This window comes from Pantoea sp. PNT03 (genome assembly GCF_014852515.1).
Classification (GTDB): Bacteria; Pseudomonadota; Gammaproteobacteria; order Enterobacterales; family Enterobacteriaceae; genus Pantoea; species Pantoea leporis.
In genome coordinates this window covers 323,382-343,437 of sequence record NZ_JACVBT010000005.1, presented here as the reverse complement: position 1 = coordinate 343,437, position 20,056 = coordinate 323,382, and the positions used below count along the sequence as shown (strand labels likewise).

The following is a 20,056-nucleotide window of genomic DNA, read 5'->3' as shown; positions in this document are numbered from 1 at the left end:
GCCCGGCTGAGAGTCGCCGGGCAAAATACTGCGGAAATTAGCGGGCGTTCTGCTTAATGAAGTTGTGAACGCTGGTGTCCTGCGCCATATCAGCAATCACGTCACTCAGGGTTGAGTTAACCGCGTTGGTGATCTTCGCGTTGGTGGCGGTAAACGCGCCTTCTACGCTGTAAGTCTGGCGATAGTTTTTCACCTGCTTGTTACCGTTTTTCGCGGTGGCGATGATGGAGATATCCGCCTTGGTGGTAATGCTGTAGCGCACGTTGCCTTGGGTCACATCCGCATACAGACCATTCACCACGATCTGCAGATCAACGGCACCGCTCGGGCCGATCATATAGCCGCGTGACGTCATCTGCTTCTCTAACACTTCCTGCAGCAGGAAGCGCAGATCGCGTGATGGTGTCAGCGTGATCAACTGACCGTCGCGGTTTACTTTGGCCAGCGCCTGATCGGAACGTTGATCGGCACCGTTAACGCTGATGGTGACGCCCATCAGGCTTGGATCTTGCTGCGGTAATTGAATCTTCGGTTGAATATCCAATGTGGTGTTGTTGCTGGCACAGCCGGCCAAAATAAAAGCAGCCAGCAGAGGGAATAACAGTTTTTTCAACATACTCATTCTCGTTAGCATATGGGTTGGTTTGCAAAACTGCGGCCATCATAGCATTGCGCAGCGGTGAAAAAAGCCCCGGGCCAATGGAAATTGATTGTAAAGGCTTTTTTCGGACAGGATGAAACGCCAGCCAGTTGACCTGAGAGATAAGCGAGTTACTATGCGCAGCGCTGGCGGATTTATTTACGGTCAACCTGCGGAAGCGGTGAAAAACCTACTAATATTTAAACAGATGGGCACAGCGCTCGCCGGAAAGGAGTGTTAATCATGATTCGCGAACAAATAGAAGAAAAGTTGCGTAACGCTTTCGAGCCTGCACATCTTGAAGTGCATGATGAAAGCTACCGTCATAACGTGCCCGCCGGTTCTGAAAGTCACTTTAAAGTGGTGATTGTCAGCGATCGATTTACCGGTCAGCGCTTTCTGCAACGTCATCGCGCTATTTATGGCGAACTGGCGACCGAATTAGCGGGCAGCGTACACGCGCTGGCACTGCATACTTACACGCAAAAAGAGTGGGATGGATTGCAGGATACGGTTTTGGCCTCGCCGAATTGTCGCGGCGCGGGAACGCTCGCCTGAATTCCCTTTTTACTCATCCTTAAAAACGGCCTGCGGGCCGTTTTCTTTTCATTTATTACACTCAAACGCGATCTACGGCGCAAAAAAGCAGCAAAACCGCTAAAAAGTGGTGAGTTTGCAGCCTCGACTCATTCCAGCGATGCCGCTATAATGCTGCGTCTATTTTTCCGGAATGTCTTCGGGACGCTTCTGGTGACAGGGATTTGGTTCTGCCTGCAGAGGCCGTCCCGGTTGTTGGATACGGCGCATTTTATGTGTGGTGTCTGAAGTTGACCGAGCACGTGATTTTTTGAGGTAACAAGATGACAGTTTCAGTAGAAACCACTCAGGGTCTGGGCCGTCGCATTTCGATTACTGTTGCAGCTGACAGCATCGAAAGCGCAGTAAAGAAAGAACTGGTGGAAGTGGCTAAGAAAGTCCGTATCGACGGTTTCCGTAAAGGCAAAGTGCCGGCACACATCATTTCTCAGCGCTACGGTGCTTCTGTTCGCCAGGACGTGCTGGGCGAGCTGATGACGCGCAACTTCGTTGACGCCATCATCAAAGAGAAAATCAATCCGGCTGGCGCACCAAACTATGTGCCGGGCGAATATAAAGAAGGCGAAGACTTCACCTACGCGGTTGAGTTCGAAGTGTATCCAGAAGTTGAGCTGAAAGGCCTGGACGCAATCGAAGTTGAGAAGCCAGTGGTAGAAGTGACAGACGCTGACGTTGATACCATGCTGGAAACCCTGCAGAAGCAGCAGGCGACCTGGAAAGAGAGCGATGCCGCAGCGACAGCTGAAGATCGCGCGACCATCGACTTCAGCGGTTCTGTTGACGGCGAAGAGTTTGAAGGCGGCAAAGCCTCTGACTTCGTGCTGGCAATGGGCCAGGGCCGTATGATCCCAGGCTTCGAAGAGGGCGTTGTTGGCCACAAAGCCGGCGAAACCTTCACTATCGACGTGAAATTCCCAGACGATTACCATGCAGAAAACCTGAAAGGGAAAGATGCGAAGTTCGAAATCGTGCTGAAGAAAGTTGAAACTCGCGAACTGCCAGAGCTGACTGAAGAGTTCATCAAGCGCTTTGGCGTGGAAGATGGTTCAGTTGCCGGTCTGCGTGCTGAAGTGCGTAAGAACATGGATCGCGAGCTGAAAGGTGCTATCCGTAACCGCGTCAAGACGCAGGCAATCGACGGTCTGGTTAACGCCAACGACATCGACGTTCCGGTTGCGCTGATCGACAGCGAAATTGACGTTCTGCGTCGTCAGGCTGCACAGCGTTTTGGTGGCAACGAGAAGCAAGCGCTGGAACTGCCACGCGAACTGTTCGAAGAGCAGGCTAAACGTCGCGTCGTTGTGGGTCTGCTGTTGGGCGAAGTGATTCGTATCAACGAACTGCAGGCTGACGAAGATCGCGTTAAAACGCTGATCGAAGAGATGGCTTCTGCGTACGAAGATCCGCAGGAAGTGATCGAGTTCTACAGCAAGAACAGCGAGCTGATGAACAACATGCGCAACGTGGCTCTGGAAGAGCAAGCGGTTGAAGCGGTACTGGCGAAAGCGAAAGTGACCGATAAAGCCACTAACTTCCAGGAACTGATGAACCAGACCTCTGCGGCCTGATTCATTCGTTAACCGTTAGTGCTAAGCCCGTGACTGAAAAGTCGCGGGCTTTTTCGTTTCTGGCGCCAAATACACCGATTTGCCCTCTATTTGCTTAATTAATCGGCAAATTATCCGCTAAGCTCTTTTTCCGTGTTAGCGAATGGGCAAAAGGTTGTTATGCTTGAAACAACTGGGCAGCATCCCCAGATACAGGGAGAATGCATGAAAACAGTGAGACTGACTGATTAACCGTCTTGTTACTGCGGAGTGAGACTGCAGCGCATAGTTTTCCCGGCGCGCCTCACGTAAAATCGGTACAGAATGTTGCCAATGAAATTTATCAGGAGACGGTAATGTCATACAGTGGCGATCGTGAATTTACTGCACCGCACATGGCGCTGGTGCCAATGGTGGTCGAACAAACCTCGCGCGGCGAGCGTTCTTACGACATCTACTCTCGCCTGCTCAAAGAGCGTGTGATCTTCCTGACTGGTCAGGTTGAAGATCATATGGCTAACCTGATCGTGGCGCAGATGCTGTTTCTGGAAGCTGAGAATCCTGAAAAAGACATTTATCTCTACATTAACTCGCCAGGCGGCGTGATTACTGCTGGGATGTCGATTTATGACACAATGAAGTTTATCAAGCCGGATGTCAGCACCATCTGTATGGGTCAGGCTTGTTCAATGGGTGCGTTCCTGCTGACAGCAGGCACCAAAGGCAAACGTTTCTGCCTGCCTAATTCACGTGTGATGATTCATCAGCCGTTGGGCGGCTATCAGGGCCAGGCGACGGATATCGAAATCCATGCGCGCGAAATCCTGAAAGTGAAGCAGCGCATGAATGAGCTGATGGCTGAGCACACTGGCAAATCGCTGGAAGAGATTGAACGCGACACTGAGCGCGATCGTTTCCTCTCTGCGGGCGAGGCGGTTGAGTACGGTTTGGTTGACTCAATCCTGACGCATCGCCAATAAGACACATCTGTCTGCCCCTTACGCTATAGTTAACGGGTAGCAGGCAGATGAGTTGAATGCATATCGGCCGTTGATGTACGGCCAGCGCCGTACAACAAATTTGGTCTGAGAAAGAAAAGAGGTTAGCTGATGACAGATAAGCGCAAAGACGGTTCAGGTAAGTTGCTGTACTGCTCTTTCTGCGGCAAAAGCCAGCATGAAGTCCGTAAGCTAATTGCCGGGCCGTCAGTGTACATTTGCGATGAATGCGTTGATCTTTGCAACGACATCATTCGCGAAGAGATTAAGGAAGTTGCGCCGCACCGCGAGCGTAGCTCACTGCCGACGCCGCATGAAATCCGCCATCACCTTGATGACTATGTTATTGGTCAGGAAAGGGCGAAGAAAGTGCTGGCAGTAGCGGTGTATAACCACTACAAACGCCTGCGCAATGGCGATACCAGCAACGGTATTGAACTGGGCAAAAGTAACATTTTGCTTATCGGTCCAACCGGTAGCGGTAAAACACTATTGGCAGAAACGCTGGCGCGCTTGCTGGATGTGCCCTTCACGATGGCGGATGCCACCACGCTGACCGAAGCGGGTTATGTGGGTGAAGACGTTGAAAACATCATCCAGAAGCTGCTGCAGAAGTGTGATTACGACGTGCAGAAAGCGCAGCGCGGCATTGTCTACATCGATGAAATCGACAAGATTTCTCGTAAGTCTGACAACCCGTCGATCACCCGTGACGTCTCGGGCGAAGGCGTACAGCAAGCGCTGTTGAAACTGATTGAAGGCACCGTGGCTGCCGTACCGCCGCAGGGCGGACGTAAACATCCGCAGCAGGAGTTCTTGCAGGTTGATACCTCCAAGATTCTGTTTATCTGTGGTGGCGCATTCGCCGGTCTCGACAAGGTGATCTCCCAGCGTGTTGAAACCGGGTCCGGCATCGGCTTCGGTGCAACCGTGAAGGGCAAATCCCAGAAGGCGAGTGAAGGCGAATTGCTGTCTCAGGTTGAGCCAGAAGATTTGATCAAGTTTGGCCTGATTCCTGAGTTCATCGGTCGTTTGCCGGTTGTGGCAACGCTGAGCGAACTGAGTGAAGAAGCGCTGATTCAGATCCTGCGTGAGCCGAAGAATGCGCTAACCAAACAGTATCAGGCGCTGTTCAATCTGGAAGGCGTAGAACTGGAATTCCGCGACGAAGCCTTAACGGCAATCGCTAAAAAAGCGATGTCACGTAAAACCGGTGCGCGTGGTCTGCGTTCTATCGTTGAAGGTGCGTTACTTGAAACCATGTACGACCTGCCTTCGATGGATGACGTTGAAAAAGTGGTGATTGATGAATCAGTCATTGAAGGTCAATCCGAGCCGATGTTGATTTATGGAAAGCATGAAGCCCAGGCTTCTGGTGAATAAATAAACAATTGCACCACGTTGTTATCTTAAAAAAGGGGAAAAATCTTTCCCCTTTTGTTTTTCTCTCGCCAGTGACATTGAATGTCGTACAAGCATCCCCATATACTCAATATCCTGTGGGTTTAACTGCAAAACCTCTATTGCGCGGTACCCATCACCTGGCGGACATTAAACTAAGAGAGAGCTCTATGAATCCTGAGCGTTCTGAACGCATTGAAATCCCCGTGTTGCCGTTGCGCGACGTGGTGGTTTATCCGCACATGGTAATTCCGTTGTTTGTTGGCCGGGAAAAATCGATTCGGTGCCTCGAAGCCGCGATGGATCATGATAAAAAGATCATGCTGGTTGCACAGAAAGAGGCTTCAACGGATGAACCTGGCATTAACGATCTCTTCTCAGTAGGGACCGTCGCTTCTGTATTGCAGATGCTGAAACTTCCAGACGGCACGGTAAAAGTGCTGGTCGAAGGTTTACAGCGCGCGCACATCACCACGCTGGCTGATAATGGCGACCATTTTGTTGCCCAGGCCGAATACCTTGTCTCGCCAGAAATTGAAGAGCGCGAGCAGGAAGTGCTGGTGCGCACGGCCATCAACCAGTTCGAAGGCTACATCAAGCTCAATAAAAAAATCCCACCTGAGGTCTTAACCTCCCTCAACAGCATCGACGATGCGGCCCGTCTGGCCGATACCGTCGCAGCGCATATGCCGCTGAAACTGGCTGATAAACAGTCCGTGCTGGAGATGTCCGACGTCAATGAACGTCTGGAATATCTGATGGCGATGATGGAATCAGAAATCGATCTGCTGCAGGTTGAGAAGCGTATTCGCAACCGCGTTAAAAAGCAGATGGAAAAAAGCCAGCGTGAGTACTACCTGAATGAGCAAATGAAAGCCATTCAGAAAGAGCTGGGCGAAATGGATGATGCGCCGGATGAGTACGAGGCGCTGAAACGTAAGATTGAAGCGGCCAAAATGCCGACCGAAGCGCGTGAAAAAGCCGAAGCTGAGCTGCAGAAGCTGAAGATGATGTCGCCGATGTCTGCAGAAGCGACCGTGGTGCGTGGCTACATCGACTGGATGGTTCAGGTTCCGTGGGTGGCGCGCAGCAAGGTGAAAAAAGACCTGCGTAAAGCGCAGGAAACGCTGGATATCGACCATTACGGTCTGGAGCGCGTCAAAGATCGCATCCTTGAGTATCTTGCGGTGCAGAGTCGCGTTAGCAAAATCAAAGGCCCAATTCTCTGCCTCGTTGGACCGCCGGGCGTGGGTAAAACCTCGCTGGGACAGTCGATTGCTAAGGCCACCGGACGTAAATACGTGCGTATGGCGCTGGGTGGCGTGCGTGATGAAGCGGAAATCCGCGGACATCGTCGTACCTACATCGGTTCTATGCCTGGCAAGCTGATCCAGAAAATGGCGAAAGTGGGCGTCAAAAACCCGCTGTTCCTGCTGGATGAGATCGACAAAATGTCTTCTGACATGCGTGGCGATCCGGCTTCAGCGCTGCTTGAGGTGCTGGATCCTGAGCAGAACATCGCGTTTAACGATCACTATCTGGAAGTGGATTACGATCTCTCTGACGTTATGTTCGTGGCGACCTCAAACTCCATGAACATCCCAGCACCGTTGCTTGACCGTATGGAAGTGATTCGTCTCTCCGGTTACACCGAAGATGAAAAGCTGAACATCGCGAAGCAACATTTGCTGCCGAAGCAGATTGAACGTAATGCGCTGAAAGAGAAAGAGATCACCGTCGACGACAGCGCGATTGTTGGCATCATCCGCTACTACACGCGTGAAGCGGGCGTGCGTAGTCTGGAGCGCGAACTCTCCAAGCTGTGCCGTAAAGCAGTGAAGGCGCTGCTGATGGATAAGTCGAAAAAGCACATCGTGATCAATGGCGATAATCTCAAGGATTTCCTTGGCGTGCAGCGCTTTGATTATGGTCGCGCAGAGAGCGAAAGCCGTGTGGGTCAGGTGACCGGTCTGGCGTGGACGGAAGTGGGCGGCGATCTGCTGACCATTGAAACCGCCTGCGTACCAGGTAAAGGCAAGCTGACGTACACCGGTTCGCTGGGCGAAGTGATGCAGGAATCGATTCAGGCCGCGCTGACTGTGGTGCGCGCGCGTGCAGAGAAACTGGGCATCAACGGTGATTTCTACGAGAAACGCGACATCCACGTGCACGTACCAGAAGGTGCGACACCGAAAGATGGCCCGAGCGCCGGTATCGCCATGTGCACCGCGCTGGTGTCATGCTTAACCGGTAACCCGGTGCGTTCTGATGTCGCAATGACCGGTGAAATCACCCTGCGTGGTCTGGTTCTGCCGATTGGTGGCCTGAAAGAGAAGTTGCTGGCGGCACACCGTGGCGGCATCAAAACCGTGCTGATCCCGGACGAAAACAAGCGCGATCTGGAGGATATTCCCCAGAACGTGATTGCCGATCTCGAGATTCATCCGGTGAAGCGTATTGAAGAAGTGCTGAACCTGGCACTGGAAAATGCGCCTTACGGCATGCAGGTTGCGACCGCAAAATAGTGATTAGCGGCATAAACCGCTAAAAAGCGAAGCTGGCAGGCAAAATGGTGCTTGCCAGCTTTTTTTTGTGCCGCTAACTTAGTGGGCTGCTGGATCAACGATTAAGATGAATACCGTTGTTTCAGCTCCACAGGCTTGATATAACTGGCTGCGCGTTCGCACCGGGCGGGAAGCACGGGTGCGATGTGAATAATAAAAGAGGGGATGAAGAGAGTGAATAAGTCACAGTTGATCGACAAAATTGCTGCAGATGCTGACATTTCTAAAGCGGCAGCGGGACGTGTTTTAGATGCATTCATGGACTCCGTTACCGAAGCTCTGAAGGGCGGTGATGAAGTAGCACTGGTTGGTTTCGGTACTTTCTCTGTACGTGAGCGTGCAGCTCGTACAGGCCGTAACCCACAAACGGGTAAAGAGCTCACCATTCCGGCTGGTAAAGTTCCGGGCTTCCGTGCTGGTAAAGCACTGAAAGATTCCGTCAATTAATGACCGCTGATACATCCATTGAAGCATTTTCTTCCGTGGATTGAGGACGCAAAAGCCGTTCTCATGTAACATACGGGCACATCATTTTTGATGTGCCTTTTTTATTCTTGATGCGCGGCGATAGCCTTTGGTTGTTGTCTCCGCATGGTTGCCAACTGCCAGCCTGAACAGCAGTTGCACGATGATGACATCGTGTTAGAGCTTTACATTCACACTACAGCGGAGTGTTGTCATACCATGATGGACAATTTACGCGCGGCGTCGAATCATGTCGTGCTCAAGATTATTCTGGGATTGATCATCCTGTCTTTCGTACTCACCGGGGTGGGCAACTACCTGATCGGTGGCGGCGGTGATTATGCTGCCAAAGTTAACGGCCACGAGATCAGCCGTGCAGAGCTGGAGCAGGGTTATAACAACGAGCGCAATCGTCAGCAGCAGATGCTGGGCGATCAGTTCTCGCAGTTAGCCAGCAACGAAGGCTACATGCAGCAGATGCGCCAGCAGGCGCTGTCGCAGTTGATCGATCAGGCGTTACTTGATCAGTACATCAAAGATCTGCACATCGGCATCAGCGATGATCAGGTGAAACAGGCGATCTTCAATCAGAAAGCTTTCCAGACCAACGGTAAATTCGACAACGCCAAATACAGCGGCCTGATCACCAGCATGGGCTTCACTGCCGATCAGTATGCCGAAGCGCTGCGCAAGCAGCTTGCGACGCAGCAGCTGATTAACGCAATTGCTAACACCGATTTCATGCTAAAAGGCGAAACCAGCAAGCTGGTGGATCTGGTGTCTCAGCAGCGTGAAGTGCGTCAGGCGGTGATTGATGTCAACGCGCTGGCGGCTAAGCAGACGGTCAGCGACGACGAAGTCAGCCAATATTACCAGCAGCATCAGAATAGCTTCATGGCGCCTGAACAGTTCCGCGTAAGCTACATCAAAATGGATGCCGCTAGCATGCAGGAAACGGCCAGCGAAGCGGACATTCAAAGCTGGTACGATCAACATAAAGCGGATTATTCACAGCCACAGCGTAATCGCTACAGCGTGATCCAGACCAGGACGGAATCTGACGCTAACGCCGTGGTTGACGCGCTGAAGAAAGGCGAAGATTTCGCTGCGCTGGCAAAAAGCAAATCCATCGACCCAATCTCAGCCCGCAAAGGCGGTGACATGGGTTGGCTGGAGCCGAGCACTACGCCAGACGAGTTGAAAAACGCCAATCTGACGCAGAAAGGCCAGCTTTCCGGCGCTATCAAATCGTCGGTTGGCTTCCTGGTGGTGCGTCTGGATGATATCCAGCCGGAGCAGGTTAAGCCGCTGGCCGATGTTCATGACATCGTTGCCGATAAAGTAAAACAAGAGAAAGCGGTTGATGCCTTCTACAAAATTCAGCAGAAAGTCAGCGAAGCAGCCAGCAACGACAACGAATCGTTGGCGGGCGCCGCGCAGGCTTCCGGCTTGAAAGTGGTAGAAACCAATTGGATCACCCGCGATAACCTGCCAGACGAGTTGAATTTCGATCAGGTTAAACAGGCGATCTTCAACGGTGGTCTGGTAGGCCAGAATGGTGCGCCGGGTAACAACTCCGACATCATCTCTGTGGATGGCGATCGTGCCTATGTCCTGCGTATCAGCGAGCACAAACCGGAAGCGGTGAAGCCGCTGGATCAGGTAAAAGCACAGATCGTAGACTCGCTGAAGCATGATAAAGCGACGCAGCAGGCGAAAGCACAAGCAGATAAGCTGCTGGCCGATTTGAAAGCCGGTAAAGCGGATGCACTGAAGGCTGCAGGCCTGACGCTCAGCGCCAGCAAATCGTTCGATCGCAACGCGCAGGATCCTGTTGCTCAGTCAGCCTTCAATCTGCCACAACCTGCCGACAATAAACCGTCGTGGGGCGTGAGCGAAGATATGCAGGGCAATGTGGTGCTGATCGCGCTGGATAAAGTCAGCGCGGGCAATATGCCGCAGGCGCAGATCGATGAGATGGTAAAAGGCGTAACGCAGAATAACGCGCAAATCGCCTTTGAAGCGCTGCTGGAAAACCTGCGTAAAGAGGCGAAGATTAAGTACGGCGCCGCAGCACAAAACCAGTAAGCCTCACAAAAAAAGTTAAATCACTGCAATACCCGAAAGGCCGCTTATGCGGCCTTTTCCATTTCTATAATTGCCCTTTTGAGCGTTGAATTGAGCTGTGACACCCTGCTGTTGCTGTCAAACACAAGGAGAAACACAGCATGGTTAAATCAACGTTTCAAGCCCTATGCATTACGCTGGCGCTGGGCGGCGCAGTTTATACCACCGGACTGGCGGCTGCCGAAAGTCCCAGTGAAACGCAGGCGACGCAAGTCTCCACGCCACAGGAAGGACAGGTCAGCATCAATTCAGCCACTGCCGAACAACTGGCGGCTGGTATGAACGGTATCGGGCTGAAGAAGGCGCAGGCGATTGTCAGTTATCGCGAACAATACGGGCCCTTTACCGCCATTGAACAGCTCAAGGAGGTGCCGGGCATTGGTAGCGCCCTGATTGAGCGCAACAGCGCCCGGCTTAAACTGTGAAGCGTCTCGCGACTTTGAAGGATTGAAAAAGCCCGGATTCAGGCTGTGCTATGCTCAACAGGTCTTACCAGTTGTCATTCTCAGCCTGAACAAGGAGCAACAATGCAAACCACAATTAAAGTGCGCGGTTATCATCTGGATGTTTATCAGCACGTGAATAACGCGCGCTATCTGGAATTTCTGGAAGAGGCGCGCTGGCAGTGGCTGGAGGATGTCGATGCGTTTCATTGGCTGATGGAGCAGCAACTGGCGTTTGTGGTGGTGAATATCAACATCAACTATCGTCGTCCGGCGGTATTGGGCGACGTATTGAATATTGAAAGTGAAGTGTCACAGCTCAGCGGTAAAAGTGGCATCATTGCGCAGCGTGTCTTGCTGGCCAGTGATAATTCGGTGGTGGCCGATGCCGCGCTGACCTTTGTCTGTATCGATTTGCGCACGCAAAAAGCGGTGCCGATGGAAGGGGAGTTGCGCGAGCGTCTGATGTCATTGATGGTGGAAAATGAATAACTGGCGCCGATGACGCCAGTTTACCCTGCGGCCTGAATCAGTTGAGGCCGCTTTTTTGTTTCATCGCTGCCATCACCGCCGGCGCGTTCGCCTGATAATCTGCCAGGCCACGGGCGCGTAAATGACAGGCCGCGCATTCGCCACAGCCATCACCTTTTACGCCGTTGTAGCAGGTAAGCGTTTCAGCGCGTACCAGCGGCAGCTGCTGCCAGTAATCGGCCAGCGCCCAGGTTTCCGCTTTATTCAGCCACATCAGCGGCGTCTCAAAGCGAATATTGCGCGCCATGCCGAGGCTGACGGCGTTATTCAGTGCTTTAACAAACTCATCACGGCAATCCGGGTAGCCGGAGAAATCGGTTTCGCACACGCCGGTGATCACCGCTTCGGCTTCGACCTGATAGGCATAAATCGATGCCAGCGTCAGGAACAGGATATTGCGGCCCGGTACAAAGGTACTCGGCAAACCGCTGGCATTGGGATCATAGGTCGGCACCGGAATGTTGTCGCGCGTCAGGCTGCTGACGGCTAACTCGTTGAGCAGCGTAACGTCCAGCACTTTGTGTGCGCGCGCGCCCAGCTTGTGCGACAGCTCAGCCGCAACCTCGATCTCTTCACGATGGCGTTGGCCGTAATCAAAAGTAACGCAATGCACTTCATCATAGTGTTGCAGCGCCTGAATTAAACAGGTGGTGGAGTCTTGTCCGCCACTGAATACCACAACGGCTCGTTTCATTTTTTCTTCCCCAAAAATCAGTGCGCTTATGGTACTGGCTCGGACGCAGGCTGAACAGCGCTAGCTGTGGTTGGCGGCGGAATCCAGGCGCGGGTGAAATCAAACCATCCCAAACTATTAAGCTGGATGCCCTCCACGCCGGGCGGCGCAAAAACCTGATAGCGATAGTTAAACAGCGGCAGTAAGTGGCCATCGCACATCAGCTGCTGAAACAGTTGCTGAGTCAATTCACTGCGCTGCAGTGCATCAGGTTGTTGGGCAATCGCGCTCAGTGGCGTTTGCAGAACCTGTTCGCGTAGCGGCTGCCAGACCGGATCGTTCTCCAGCCAGTTCACCAGCGTAAACAGTGGTGCATCGCCAATCAGTCGATCGCCCATCACCACATCGGCCTCACTGAGATCGCTATCGTCACGCCAGCTTTTTACGTCATGGAAGATGCAGGTGAGGGCGCAGCCGTGTTGCGCCAGCAGTGGAATTAACGCCTGTGCCATCACATGCAGTTCGACCGGCAAGTGGTAATGCAGCGTTAATGTGGGCGGCAGTGCAATCGTCTCTCTTTCGGCGCGCGGTACCGGCCAGCCAGGAAGCAGCTCATGGCTCGGTGTGATTAAACCCTCATCCAGCGGCAGTTGCTGAATCACACCGCTGCGCTGAATCAGGGCAATCAGCGATTGGGCCTGTTCGGCACTGAAGTTCGCCGAGATGCGTGGCGCCAGATAGCAAAATCCCAGGCTGATACTGCGATCAACCGGACGTAGCGAGCCGAGTTCGTCAGGATCGCCAATGGCGATTTGCACCGGATGGCTGCAGCTGGTGCCGAGATCACGATCAAACAGCTGCGGTGTGATCCAGTATTCCATCCGCTGGATCAGCGGGCGCTGCAAATGCCAGCGCGCATGGCTCTCCAGCCGCACCATCTCAGCGGTGAAATGCGTGAGTTTCCACGGCCCGCTACCGATATCGGCGAATTCAGGATGCGGTAACAGACAGAACTGGTGCGCCAGCCGCTGCGGCAGCCAGTAATCGCTTTCACGCAGTTGAATATGTATCGCTAGCGGATGCGGCGCTTCAATCTGTTCAATCGCCGCCAGCAGCCGCGCACCGCGTGGCGAATGCCTGATCTGTTGCAGTTGCTCAACCAACTGTGCCGCCTGCACCGGTTCATCGTTGTGCCAGCTGAGCTGTGGGCGCAGCCAGAAATACCAGTCACGGCCGCTGGCATCATGCTGCCAATGGTGAGCGAGATCGCCTTCAACATCGTTATCGCGAAAGCGCGTTAACCCGGAGAAAACCTGGCGCGCCAGATGTTGCTCGGCACGTCCGGTCAGCTGCAGCGGACGCAACGGCTCCATCGCGCGGTAGTAAGGAATGCGCAGCACCGGCGATTGCTTCTGCCACTGACCGCCCATCAGTGGTCGCAGCAATTTTACTAATCGCTCGGGATGCAGATCGAGCACCTGCAGCGCCTGTACCGCCTCGCCGGCGTCGAGTTGCTGCGTTAACAACTGCTGGCGCAGCTGTTCCGGCGACACCAGGAAAGTTAGCTCACCCTGTTTGCCACGCCCGGATTCACCGCGCCACTGCAGCCAGCCGGCATCCTGCCACTGACGCAGCAGCGTGCGCAGATGGCGCTCGCTGCAAAAGCAGTGTTGCGCCATCGCGGCGACGCTGAGGCGTTGAGTTTCGCCGTGGCTGAGTTGCCACAGGCGCTGAAATTGATTGACCCGATGAAGTTCACGCATAGCTAAACCCGGAACAGTTTTTAAAAAGTATTCACTATTAGTTCCGTAATTACCAGGCGATAGTACCTGCCTCACTCAGACAGGAGAATTCGCATGGCTCGCCTCGCGGCATTTGATATGGACGGCACGCTGTTGCTGCCTTCGCACCGGTTAGGTAATGAAACGCTGGCAAGCCTGCATGCGTTGCATCAACGCGGCGTCACGTTGGCGTTTGCCACCGGGCGTCATCTCATGGATATGCAGCGAGTACGCGAACAAATCACCTTGCCTGCGTGGCTGATTACCGGCAACGGCACGCGCATTCACGATTTGGAAGGCAACCAACTTTACGGCTGCGATTTATCGCCATCGGTGGCGGAAGAGGTGATTCATACGCATTGGCAAACGCCGGCCTCGATTCATGTTTTCAACGATGAGGGCTGGTTTACCGATAAGCCGCTGCTCGGCGTGCTGGAAGCGCATGCGATGAGTGGCTTCCATTATCAGCTGCGCGATTTGCGTCAGATGTCGGCGCATGAAGTCACGAAAATCTGTTTTATTGCGCCACATGAAATGTTGCAGGCGTTAAAAAGCGAATTGCAGGCCGCGTTGGGCGAGCGGGCCAACATTTGCTTCTCTGCGTGGGATTGTCTGGAGGTGTTGCCGGTCGATTGCCATAAAGGCGCGGCATTGGGACGTTTGTGCCAGCATCTTTCGCTGTCGCTGGCGGATTGTATGGCGTTTGGCGATGCCATGAACGATCGCGAAATGCTGGAACGTGTTGGCAGCGGTTTCATTATGGGCAACGCCATGCATCAACTGAAAGCGTCGTTGCCCCATTTACCGATTATCGGACATTGCGAGACACAGGCGGTGTCTCACTACCTTAATCACTGGATGACCACACCACACCTCGATTATTCCCCCGAATGCTGAGGCTTACAGTGAACCGGACAGGATGTCCGGTTTTTTATTGCAGCTCATGAACCCACGGCGCAATGTCGCCGATATTCTGCTCTACCCACTGCGCATTGTAATAGGTGTCGGGATAGCGCTCACCGCTGTCACACAGCAACGTCACCAGAGAACCCTGCTCACCCTTTTCCCGCATGCGTTTTGCCACCTGCATCATGCCCCAGAAGTTGGTACCGGTTGAAGCGCCAGGGCGACGTCCCAGCACCTTTTCCAGCTGCAGCATTGCGGCGATAGTCGCGCCATCCGGCACTTTCATCATCTCATCAATCACGTCGGGTAAAAACGACGGTTCCACGCGCGGACGACCAATGCCTTCAATCAGGCTGCCGCGTTCGCTGCGCAGCGTTTTGTCGCGGCTCTGCCAGTAATCAAAGAACACTGAATGCTGCGGATCGACCACCAGCAGGCGCGTGTCATGGCCCTGATAGCGGATATAGCGGCCCAGCGTTGCCGAGGTGCCGCCGGTACCGGCGCTCATGATCACCGTATGCGGCACCGGGAAGGGTTCGTGTGACATCTGGCGGAAAATGCTTTCGGCGATGTTGTTGTTGCCGCGCCAATCAGTGGCACGTTCTGCGTAGGTGAACTGGTCCATAAAGTGGCCGTTGAGTTCACGTGCTAAACGCTCGGATTCGCTGTACAGCTGGCAGGGATCGGCGACGAAATGGCACTCGCCACCGTAAAAACCAATCATCTCGATTTTGCGTTTCGCGGTGCTGGCGGGCATCACAGCGATAAAGGGCAAACCGAGCAAACGCGCGAAGTAAGCTTCCGATACTGCAGTACTGCCGGATGAGGCTTCAATGATCGGCGTATTTTCGTGGATCCAGCCATTCGCCAGGCCATAGAGAAACAGGGAACGCGCCAAACGATGTTTTAAGCTGCCGCTGGGATGCGTGCTTTCATCCTTGAGATAGAAGTGAATGCCGGGAAAATCATCCAGCTTAAAGCGGATCAGATGCGTATCCGCAGAGCGCTGAAAATCTGCGTTAATTTCATTGATGGCGTGGCGAACCCAGGGCGTTTGCATGTGGCATTTCCGTAATCATTATTGCGCACAGTGTAAGGCACTGGCAGGAAAAAGAGGTTGCTTTAATCGCGGTATAATGGTGCGCTTAGAGAAAATTTTTCTCCGGGAGTGGCAAATGTTAGATAAAACTGACCGCGCTTTGCTGGCAATGCTGCAGCAGGATTGCACATTGTCGCTGCAGACGTTGGCCGATGCGGTGAATCTCACCACCACGCCGTGCTGGAAACGCCTGAAAAAACTGGAAGATGATGGCATTATTCGTGCGCGTGTGGCGCTGGTGGACGGCGAAAAAATCGGTCTGTCACTTACCGCTTTTATGTTTGTCAAAACTCAGCAGCACAGCAGCGAGTGGTTTAAGCAATTTGTCGCCGTGGTGCAGCAAATGCCGGAAGTGATGGCGTTTTACCGCATGGCGGGCGAATACGATTATTTGCTGCGCATTCAGGTCGCGGACATGAAGAGTTACGACAGCTTTTATAAGCGCCTGGTGAACGGCGTACCGGGACTGATAGATGTGACCTCCAGTTTTGCCATGGAAGAGATTAAATACACCACCGCCTTGCCGGTAGCGCCCTAACGGGCACAGAAAGAGACACGCTTGTGCAATTATTCAGCCAGTTAAGTTGGTATTTCCTGCGCGAGTGGCGGCGATATCTGGGCGCCGTCAGCTTGCTGATCGTTATTGCCTTACTGCAATTGCTGCCACCGCACGTGGTTGGCGTAATTGTCGACGGCGTCACCCAGCATAATTTAAGCGCCGGGCAGATCTTTATGTGGATCGGCGTGATGCTGGTGACGGCGGTGATTGTCTATCTGCTGCGCTACGTCTGGCGCGTGCTGCTGTTTGGCGCATCCTATCAATTAGCCGTTGAGCTACGTGAAGATTTTTATCGCCAGCTCAGCCGCCAGCATCCGGCATTTTATCTGCGCCATCGCACTGGCGATCTGATCGCCCGCGCCACCAATGATGTGGATCGCGTGGTGTTTGCCGCCGGTGAAGGCGTGCTGACGCTGGTGGATTCGCTGGTGATGGGATTGGTGGTGCTGATTGTGATGAGCACCCAAATTAGCTGGCAACTGACGTTATTGGCGCTGATCCCGATGCCAATTATGGCTTTCGCCATCCAGAAAGACGGTGCCCGCTTGCATCAACGTTTCAAAGTGGCGCAGGCGGCGTTTTCAAGCCTGAACGATCAAACCCAGGAAAGCCTGACCAGCATCCGTATGATCAAAGCATTTGGTCTCGAAGATCACCAGTCGCAGCAGTTTGCCGGCATCGCTGCTGATACCGGCAAGAAAAACCTGCATGTGGCGCGCGTGGATGCGCGATTCGATCCGATCATTTATATCGCCGTCGGCTTCTCTAACCTACTGGCAATTGCCGGTGGCGGCTGGATGGTGTGGAACGGCAGTTTGACGCTTGGGCAGCTCACCAGCTTTGTAATGTACCTCGGCCTGATGATTTGGCCCATGCTGGCGCTGGCGTGGATGATCAACATCGTTGAGCGCGGCAGTGCGGCGTGGAGCCGTATCCGTTCATTACTGGCGGAAGCGCCAGCGGTTGAAGATGGTCAGAAAGTTTTACCGCCCGAACCTGGCATCCTGCAGGTTGCCATTCGTGAGTTCCGCTATCCGGCCAGTTCTGGCCCGGTGCTGAGCCATCTTAATTTCCAGTTAAAACCGGGCCAAATGCTGGGATTATGTGGGCCAACCGGCTGCGGCAAGAGCACGCTCCTAAGCTTGATTCAGCGCCACTTCGACATCGATCAAGGCGATATTCGCTACCATAATACGCCGCTGCCGCAGTTGCGGCTCGATAGCTGGCGCAGCCGGCTGGCGGTCGTCAGCCAGACGCCTTTCCTGTTCTCTGACACCATTGCCGCCAATCTGGCGCTGGGTCGCCCGAATGCGACGCAGCAAGAGCTGGAACGTGTGGCAACCATGGCCTGCGTGCACGATGATATTCTGCGCCTGCCACAAGGTTATGAGACCGAAGTGGGCGAACGCGGCGTGATGTTATCGGGCGGACAGAAGCAGCGCATCGCGATTGCACGCGCGCTGCTGCTGAATGCCGAAATCCTGATTCTGGATGACGCGCTATCGGCGGTTGATGGCCGCACTGAACATGACATCCTGCATAATCTGCGTCAGTGGGGCAAAGGGCGTACCTTGATTATCAGCGCGCATCGTTTGTCGGCGCTCACTGAAGCGAGTGAAATTCTGGTGCTGCAGCAGGGTGCCGTGGCGCAGCGTGGCGATCATGAAACTCTGGCGGGCAAAGAGGGTTGGTATCGCGATATGTACCGTTATCAGCAGCTGGAAGCCGCACTGGATGACGATGAAGTGGCAGAAGGAGCAAGCCGTGGCTAAATCACAACGTTTATGGCCGACGCTGAAACGACTGCTGGCGTATGGCAAACCGTGGCGTAAATCGCTGTGGCTGGCGGTCGGCATGCTGTGGATTGCGGCGGCAGCCGAAGTCACCGGACCGGTGCTGGTAAGCTACTTCATCGATAATCTGGTGGCGAAACATCAGATGCCGTGGGGCATCGTCGCGGGGCTGCTGGTGGGCTTTGTCCTACTGCAATTGCTGGCCGCCGGTTTGCACTATTTTCAGGCGTTGCTGTTTAACCGCGCGGCGATTGGCGTGGTGCAGCAATTGCGCGTGGACGTGATGAACGCGGCGTTGCGCCAGCCGCTCAGCGCCTTCGATACGCAGCCGGTCGGCCAAATCATCTCGCGCGTCACCAACGACACCGAAGTGATCAAAGATCTCTACGTTACCGTGGTGGCCACAGTTTTGCGCGCCGCCGCGTTGATTGGCGCGATGCTGGTGGCGATGTTCTCCCTCGACTGGCGCATGGCGTTGGTAGCGATCGTGATTTTCCCGCTGGTGCTAACGGTGATGCTGATTTATCAGCGCTTTAGCACGCCGATTGCGCGTCGCGTGCGCAGCTATCTGGCGGACATCAACAACGGCTTCAATGAAGTGATCAACGGCATGAGCGTGATCCAGCAGTTCCGCCAGCAGGCGCGCTTTGGTGAACGCATGGGCGAAGCCAGCCGTTCACACTATCTGGCACGTATGGAAACGCTGCGGCTGGATGGCTTTTTGTTGCGCCCGTTGTTGAGTCTGTTTTCGGCGATGATTCTGTGCGGTTTGCTGATGCTGTTCAGCTTCGCCACGCCGGGCGTGTTTGAAGTCGGTGTGCTGTATGCCTTTATTACCTATCTTGGCCGCCTCAATGAACCGCTGATTGAACTCACCACGCAGCAGTCGATGCTGCAACAGGCGGTGGTGTCCGGCGAGCGTATCTTTGGACTGATGGATGCGGAGCAGCAAGGTTATGGCAGCGATAGTCTGCCGCTAGCCTCCGGTAGCATCTCGCTGCGTGATGTGAGCTTTGCCTATCGCGATAATCGCGATGTGCTCAGCCACATCAATCTCGAAGTGCCGGCGCGTCATTTTGTTGCGCTGGTGGGGCACACCGGCAGCGGGAAAAGTACGCTGGCGAATCTGCTGATGGGCTATTACCCGGTGACACGCGGCAGTATCGAACTGGATGGTCGCCCGCTGCCGCAGCTGTCGCACGCCGCTTTACGTCAAAGCGTTGCGATGGTGCAACAGGATCCGGTGGTGCTGGCGGATTCGCTGCTGGCCAACGTGCGTTTGGGGCGCGATATCCCGGAAGATCAGGTGTGGCAGGCGCTAGAGACGGTGCAGCTGGCACCGCTGGCGCGCAGCATGGCGGACGGCATCCATACGCGTTTAGGCGAGCAGGGCAATAATCTGTCGGTTGGGCAGAAACAGCTGCTGGCGCTGGCGCGCGTGCTGGTGTCATTGCCACAAATCCTGATCCTCGACGAAGCCACGGCCAATATCGATTCCGGCACGGAACAGGCGATTCAGCAGGCGTTACGTGCACTACGCCAGCACAGCACGCTGGTGGTGATTGCGCATCGCCTTTCCACCATTACCGAAGCCGATCAGATTTTAGTGCTGCATCGCGGTCAGGTGGTTGAACGCGGTACGCATGCTGAGCTGCTGGCCGAGCAGGGCCGTTACTGGCAAATGTATCAGCTGCAGCAGGCCGGCGATGAACTCGCGGCGGGCATCCCCGTACAAGCTGAAGGGTGAATTGCACCTTTTTTGCACAGTTTTATCGGAATGTTCTGTATTGATGCACTTCTTTGAGGCTTGAAGCACCAAAGAAGTGCAATATTGCAACACCTTTCCTCTTCTTACCCCGCGATTTGCGCTGTGCTTCACATAACGAAGCGTGATGCAGCGCGCCTATGCTACTGACATTCCCCTTTTTTTAT

17 protein-coding genes are annotated in these 20,056 nt (G+C 54.0%); 13 read left to right on the top strand and 4 right to left on the bottom strand.

The window, feature by feature from the left end; translation table 11 throughout:
- Nucleotides 1–37: 37 nt before the first annotated feature.
- On the bottom strand, nucleotides 38–616 hold the full coding sequence (locus tag IB226_RS18910) for a lipoprotein (protein ID WP_007886975.1): 579 nt from the start codon (nucleotides 614–616) through the stop codon (nucleotides 38–40).
- A 267-nt stretch (nucleotides 617–883) separates the two neighbouring features.
- On the opposite strand from IB226_RS18910, the gene bolA reads away from it, so the two are divergent.
- The 9 genes from bolA (at nucleotide 884) to IB226_RS18865 (ending at nucleotide 11,274) form a co-directional block, all read left to right on the top strand.
- Complete coding sequence (gene bolA, locus IB226_RS18905; RefSeq protein WP_008103937.1) at nucleotides 884–1,198, top strand: transcriptional regulator BolA; 315 nt, start codon at nucleotides 884–886, stop codon at nucleotides 1,196–1,198.
- 302 nt (nucleotides 1,199–1,500) lie between these two features.
- Entirely contained in the window at nucleotides 1,501–2,805 is a 1,305-nt protein-coding gene (gene tig / locus IB226_RS18900) for a trigger factor (RefSeq protein WP_008103935.1), read from the top strand.
- Nucleotides 2,806–3,140: 335 nt separating this feature from the next.
- Nucleotides 3,141–3,764 (top strand): ATP-dependent Clp endopeptidase proteolytic subunit ClpP, encoded by a 624-nt coding sequence (clpP, locus tag IB226_RS18895; RefSeq protein ID WP_007886971.1) that lies wholly within the window; start codon nucleotides 3,141–3,143, stop codon nucleotides 3,762–3,764.
- Between the two features lie 129 nt (nucleotides 3,765–3,893).
- Nucleotides 3,894–5,165: an ATP-dependent protease ATP-binding subunit ClpX gene (gene clpX / locus IB226_RS18890; protein ID WP_008103932.1), complete on the top strand. Its 1,272-nt coding sequence runs from the start codon at nucleotides 3,894–3,896 to the stop codon at nucleotides 5,163–5,165.
- Nucleotides 5,166–5,353: 188 nt separating this feature from the next.
- The gene (gene lon, locus IB226_RS18885) at nucleotides 5,354–7,708 is read left to right on the top strand and encodes an endopeptidase La (RefSeq protein ID WP_101762422.1); all 2,355 of its coding nucleotides are present in this window, start codon (nucleotides 5,354–5,356) and stop codon (nucleotides 7,706–7,708) included.
- Between the two features lie 213 nt (nucleotides 7,709–7,921).
- The gene (hupB, locus tag IB226_RS18880; protein ID WP_036648244.1) at nucleotides 7,922–8,194 is read left to right on the top strand and encodes a nucleoid-associated protein HU-beta; all 273 of its coding nucleotides are present in this window, start codon (nucleotides 7,922–7,924) and stop codon (nucleotides 8,192–8,194) included.
- Nucleotides 8,195–8,431: 237 nt separating this feature from the next.
- Nucleotides 8,432–10,300 (top strand): peptidylprolyl isomerase, encoded by a 1,869-nt coding sequence (gene ppiD / locus IB226_RS18875; protein WP_192236706.1) that lies wholly within the window; start codon nucleotides 8,432–8,434, stop codon nucleotides 10,298–10,300.
- A gap of 140 nt (nucleotides 10,301–10,440) precedes the next feature.
- Nucleotides 10,441–10,764: a ComEA family DNA-binding protein gene (locus IB226_RS18870; RefSeq protein WP_101762421.1), complete on the top strand. Its 324-nt coding sequence runs from the start codon at nucleotides 10,441–10,443 to the stop codon at nucleotides 10,762–10,764.
- Between the two features lie 102 nt (nucleotides 10,765–10,866).
- Nucleotides 10,867–11,274 (top strand): thioesterase family protein, encoded by a 408-nt coding sequence (locus tag IB226_RS18865; protein ID WP_101762420.1) that lies wholly within the window; start codon nucleotides 10,867–10,869, stop codon nucleotides 11,272–11,274.
- 37 nt (nucleotides 11,275–11,311) lie between these two features.
- Here IB226_RS18865 and queC read toward each other — a convergent pair whose 3' ends face one another.
- Nucleotides 11,312–12,007 (bottom strand): 7-cyano-7-deazaguanine synthase QueC, encoded by a 696-nt coding sequence (queC, locus tag IB226_RS18860; RefSeq protein WP_101762419.1) that lies wholly within the window; start codon nucleotides 12,005–12,007, stop codon nucleotides 11,312–11,314.
- A gap of 26 nt (nucleotides 12,008–12,033) precedes the next feature.
- A complete protein-coding gene (locus tag IB226_RS18855; protein ID WP_192236705.1) occupies nucleotides 12,034–13,749 on the bottom strand; it encodes an SgrR family transcriptional regulator in 1,716 nt (571 codons plus the stop codon).
- Nucleotides 13,750–13,842: 93 nt separating this feature from the next.
- Between IB226_RS18855 and cof the strand changes: the two genes are divergently transcribed.
- A complete protein-coding gene (gene cof, locus IB226_RS18850; protein WP_192236704.1) occupies nucleotides 13,843–14,664 on the top strand; it encodes an HMP-PP phosphatase in 822 nt (273 codons plus the stop codon).
- Nucleotides 14,665–14,698: 34 nt separating this feature from the next.
- On the opposite strand, the gene IB226_RS18845 is transcribed toward cof, so the two are convergent.
- Nucleotides 14,699–15,733 (bottom strand): PLP-dependent cysteine synthase family protein, encoded by a 1,035-nt coding sequence (locus tag IB226_RS18845; protein WP_192236703.1) that lies wholly within the window; start codon nucleotides 15,731–15,733, stop codon nucleotides 14,699–14,701.
- A gap of 115 nt (nucleotides 15,734–15,848) precedes the next feature.
- On the opposite strand from IB226_RS18845, the gene IB226_RS18840 reads away from it, so the two are divergent.
- Genes IB226_RS18840 through IB226_RS18830 form a run of 3 tightly spaced genes read left to right on the top strand, consistent with a single transcriptional unit; the run spans nucleotide 15,849 to nucleotide 19,871 of the window.
- Nucleotides 15,849–16,310: an Lrp/AsnC family transcriptional regulator gene (locus tag IB226_RS18840; protein WP_137385279.1), complete on the top strand. Its 462-nt coding sequence runs from the start codon at nucleotides 15,849–15,851 to the stop codon at nucleotides 16,308–16,310.
- 23 nt (nucleotides 16,311–16,333) lie between these two features.
- Nucleotides 16,334–18,103 (top strand): SmdA family multidrug ABC transporter permease/ATP-binding protein, encoded by a 1,770-nt coding sequence (locus IB226_RS18835; protein WP_137385280.1) that lies wholly within the window; start codon nucleotides 16,334–16,336, stop codon nucleotides 18,101–18,103.
- Complete coding sequence (locus tag IB226_RS18830; RefSeq protein ID WP_192236702.1) at nucleotides 18,096–19,871, top strand: SmdB family multidrug efflux ABC transporter permease/ATP-binding protein; 1,776 nt, start codon at nucleotides 18,096–18,098, stop codon at nucleotides 19,869–19,871. Before IB226_RS18835 ends, IB226_RS18830 begins: the two co-directional genes overlap by 8 nt.
- Nucleotides 19,872–20,056: the final 185 nt, after the last annotated feature.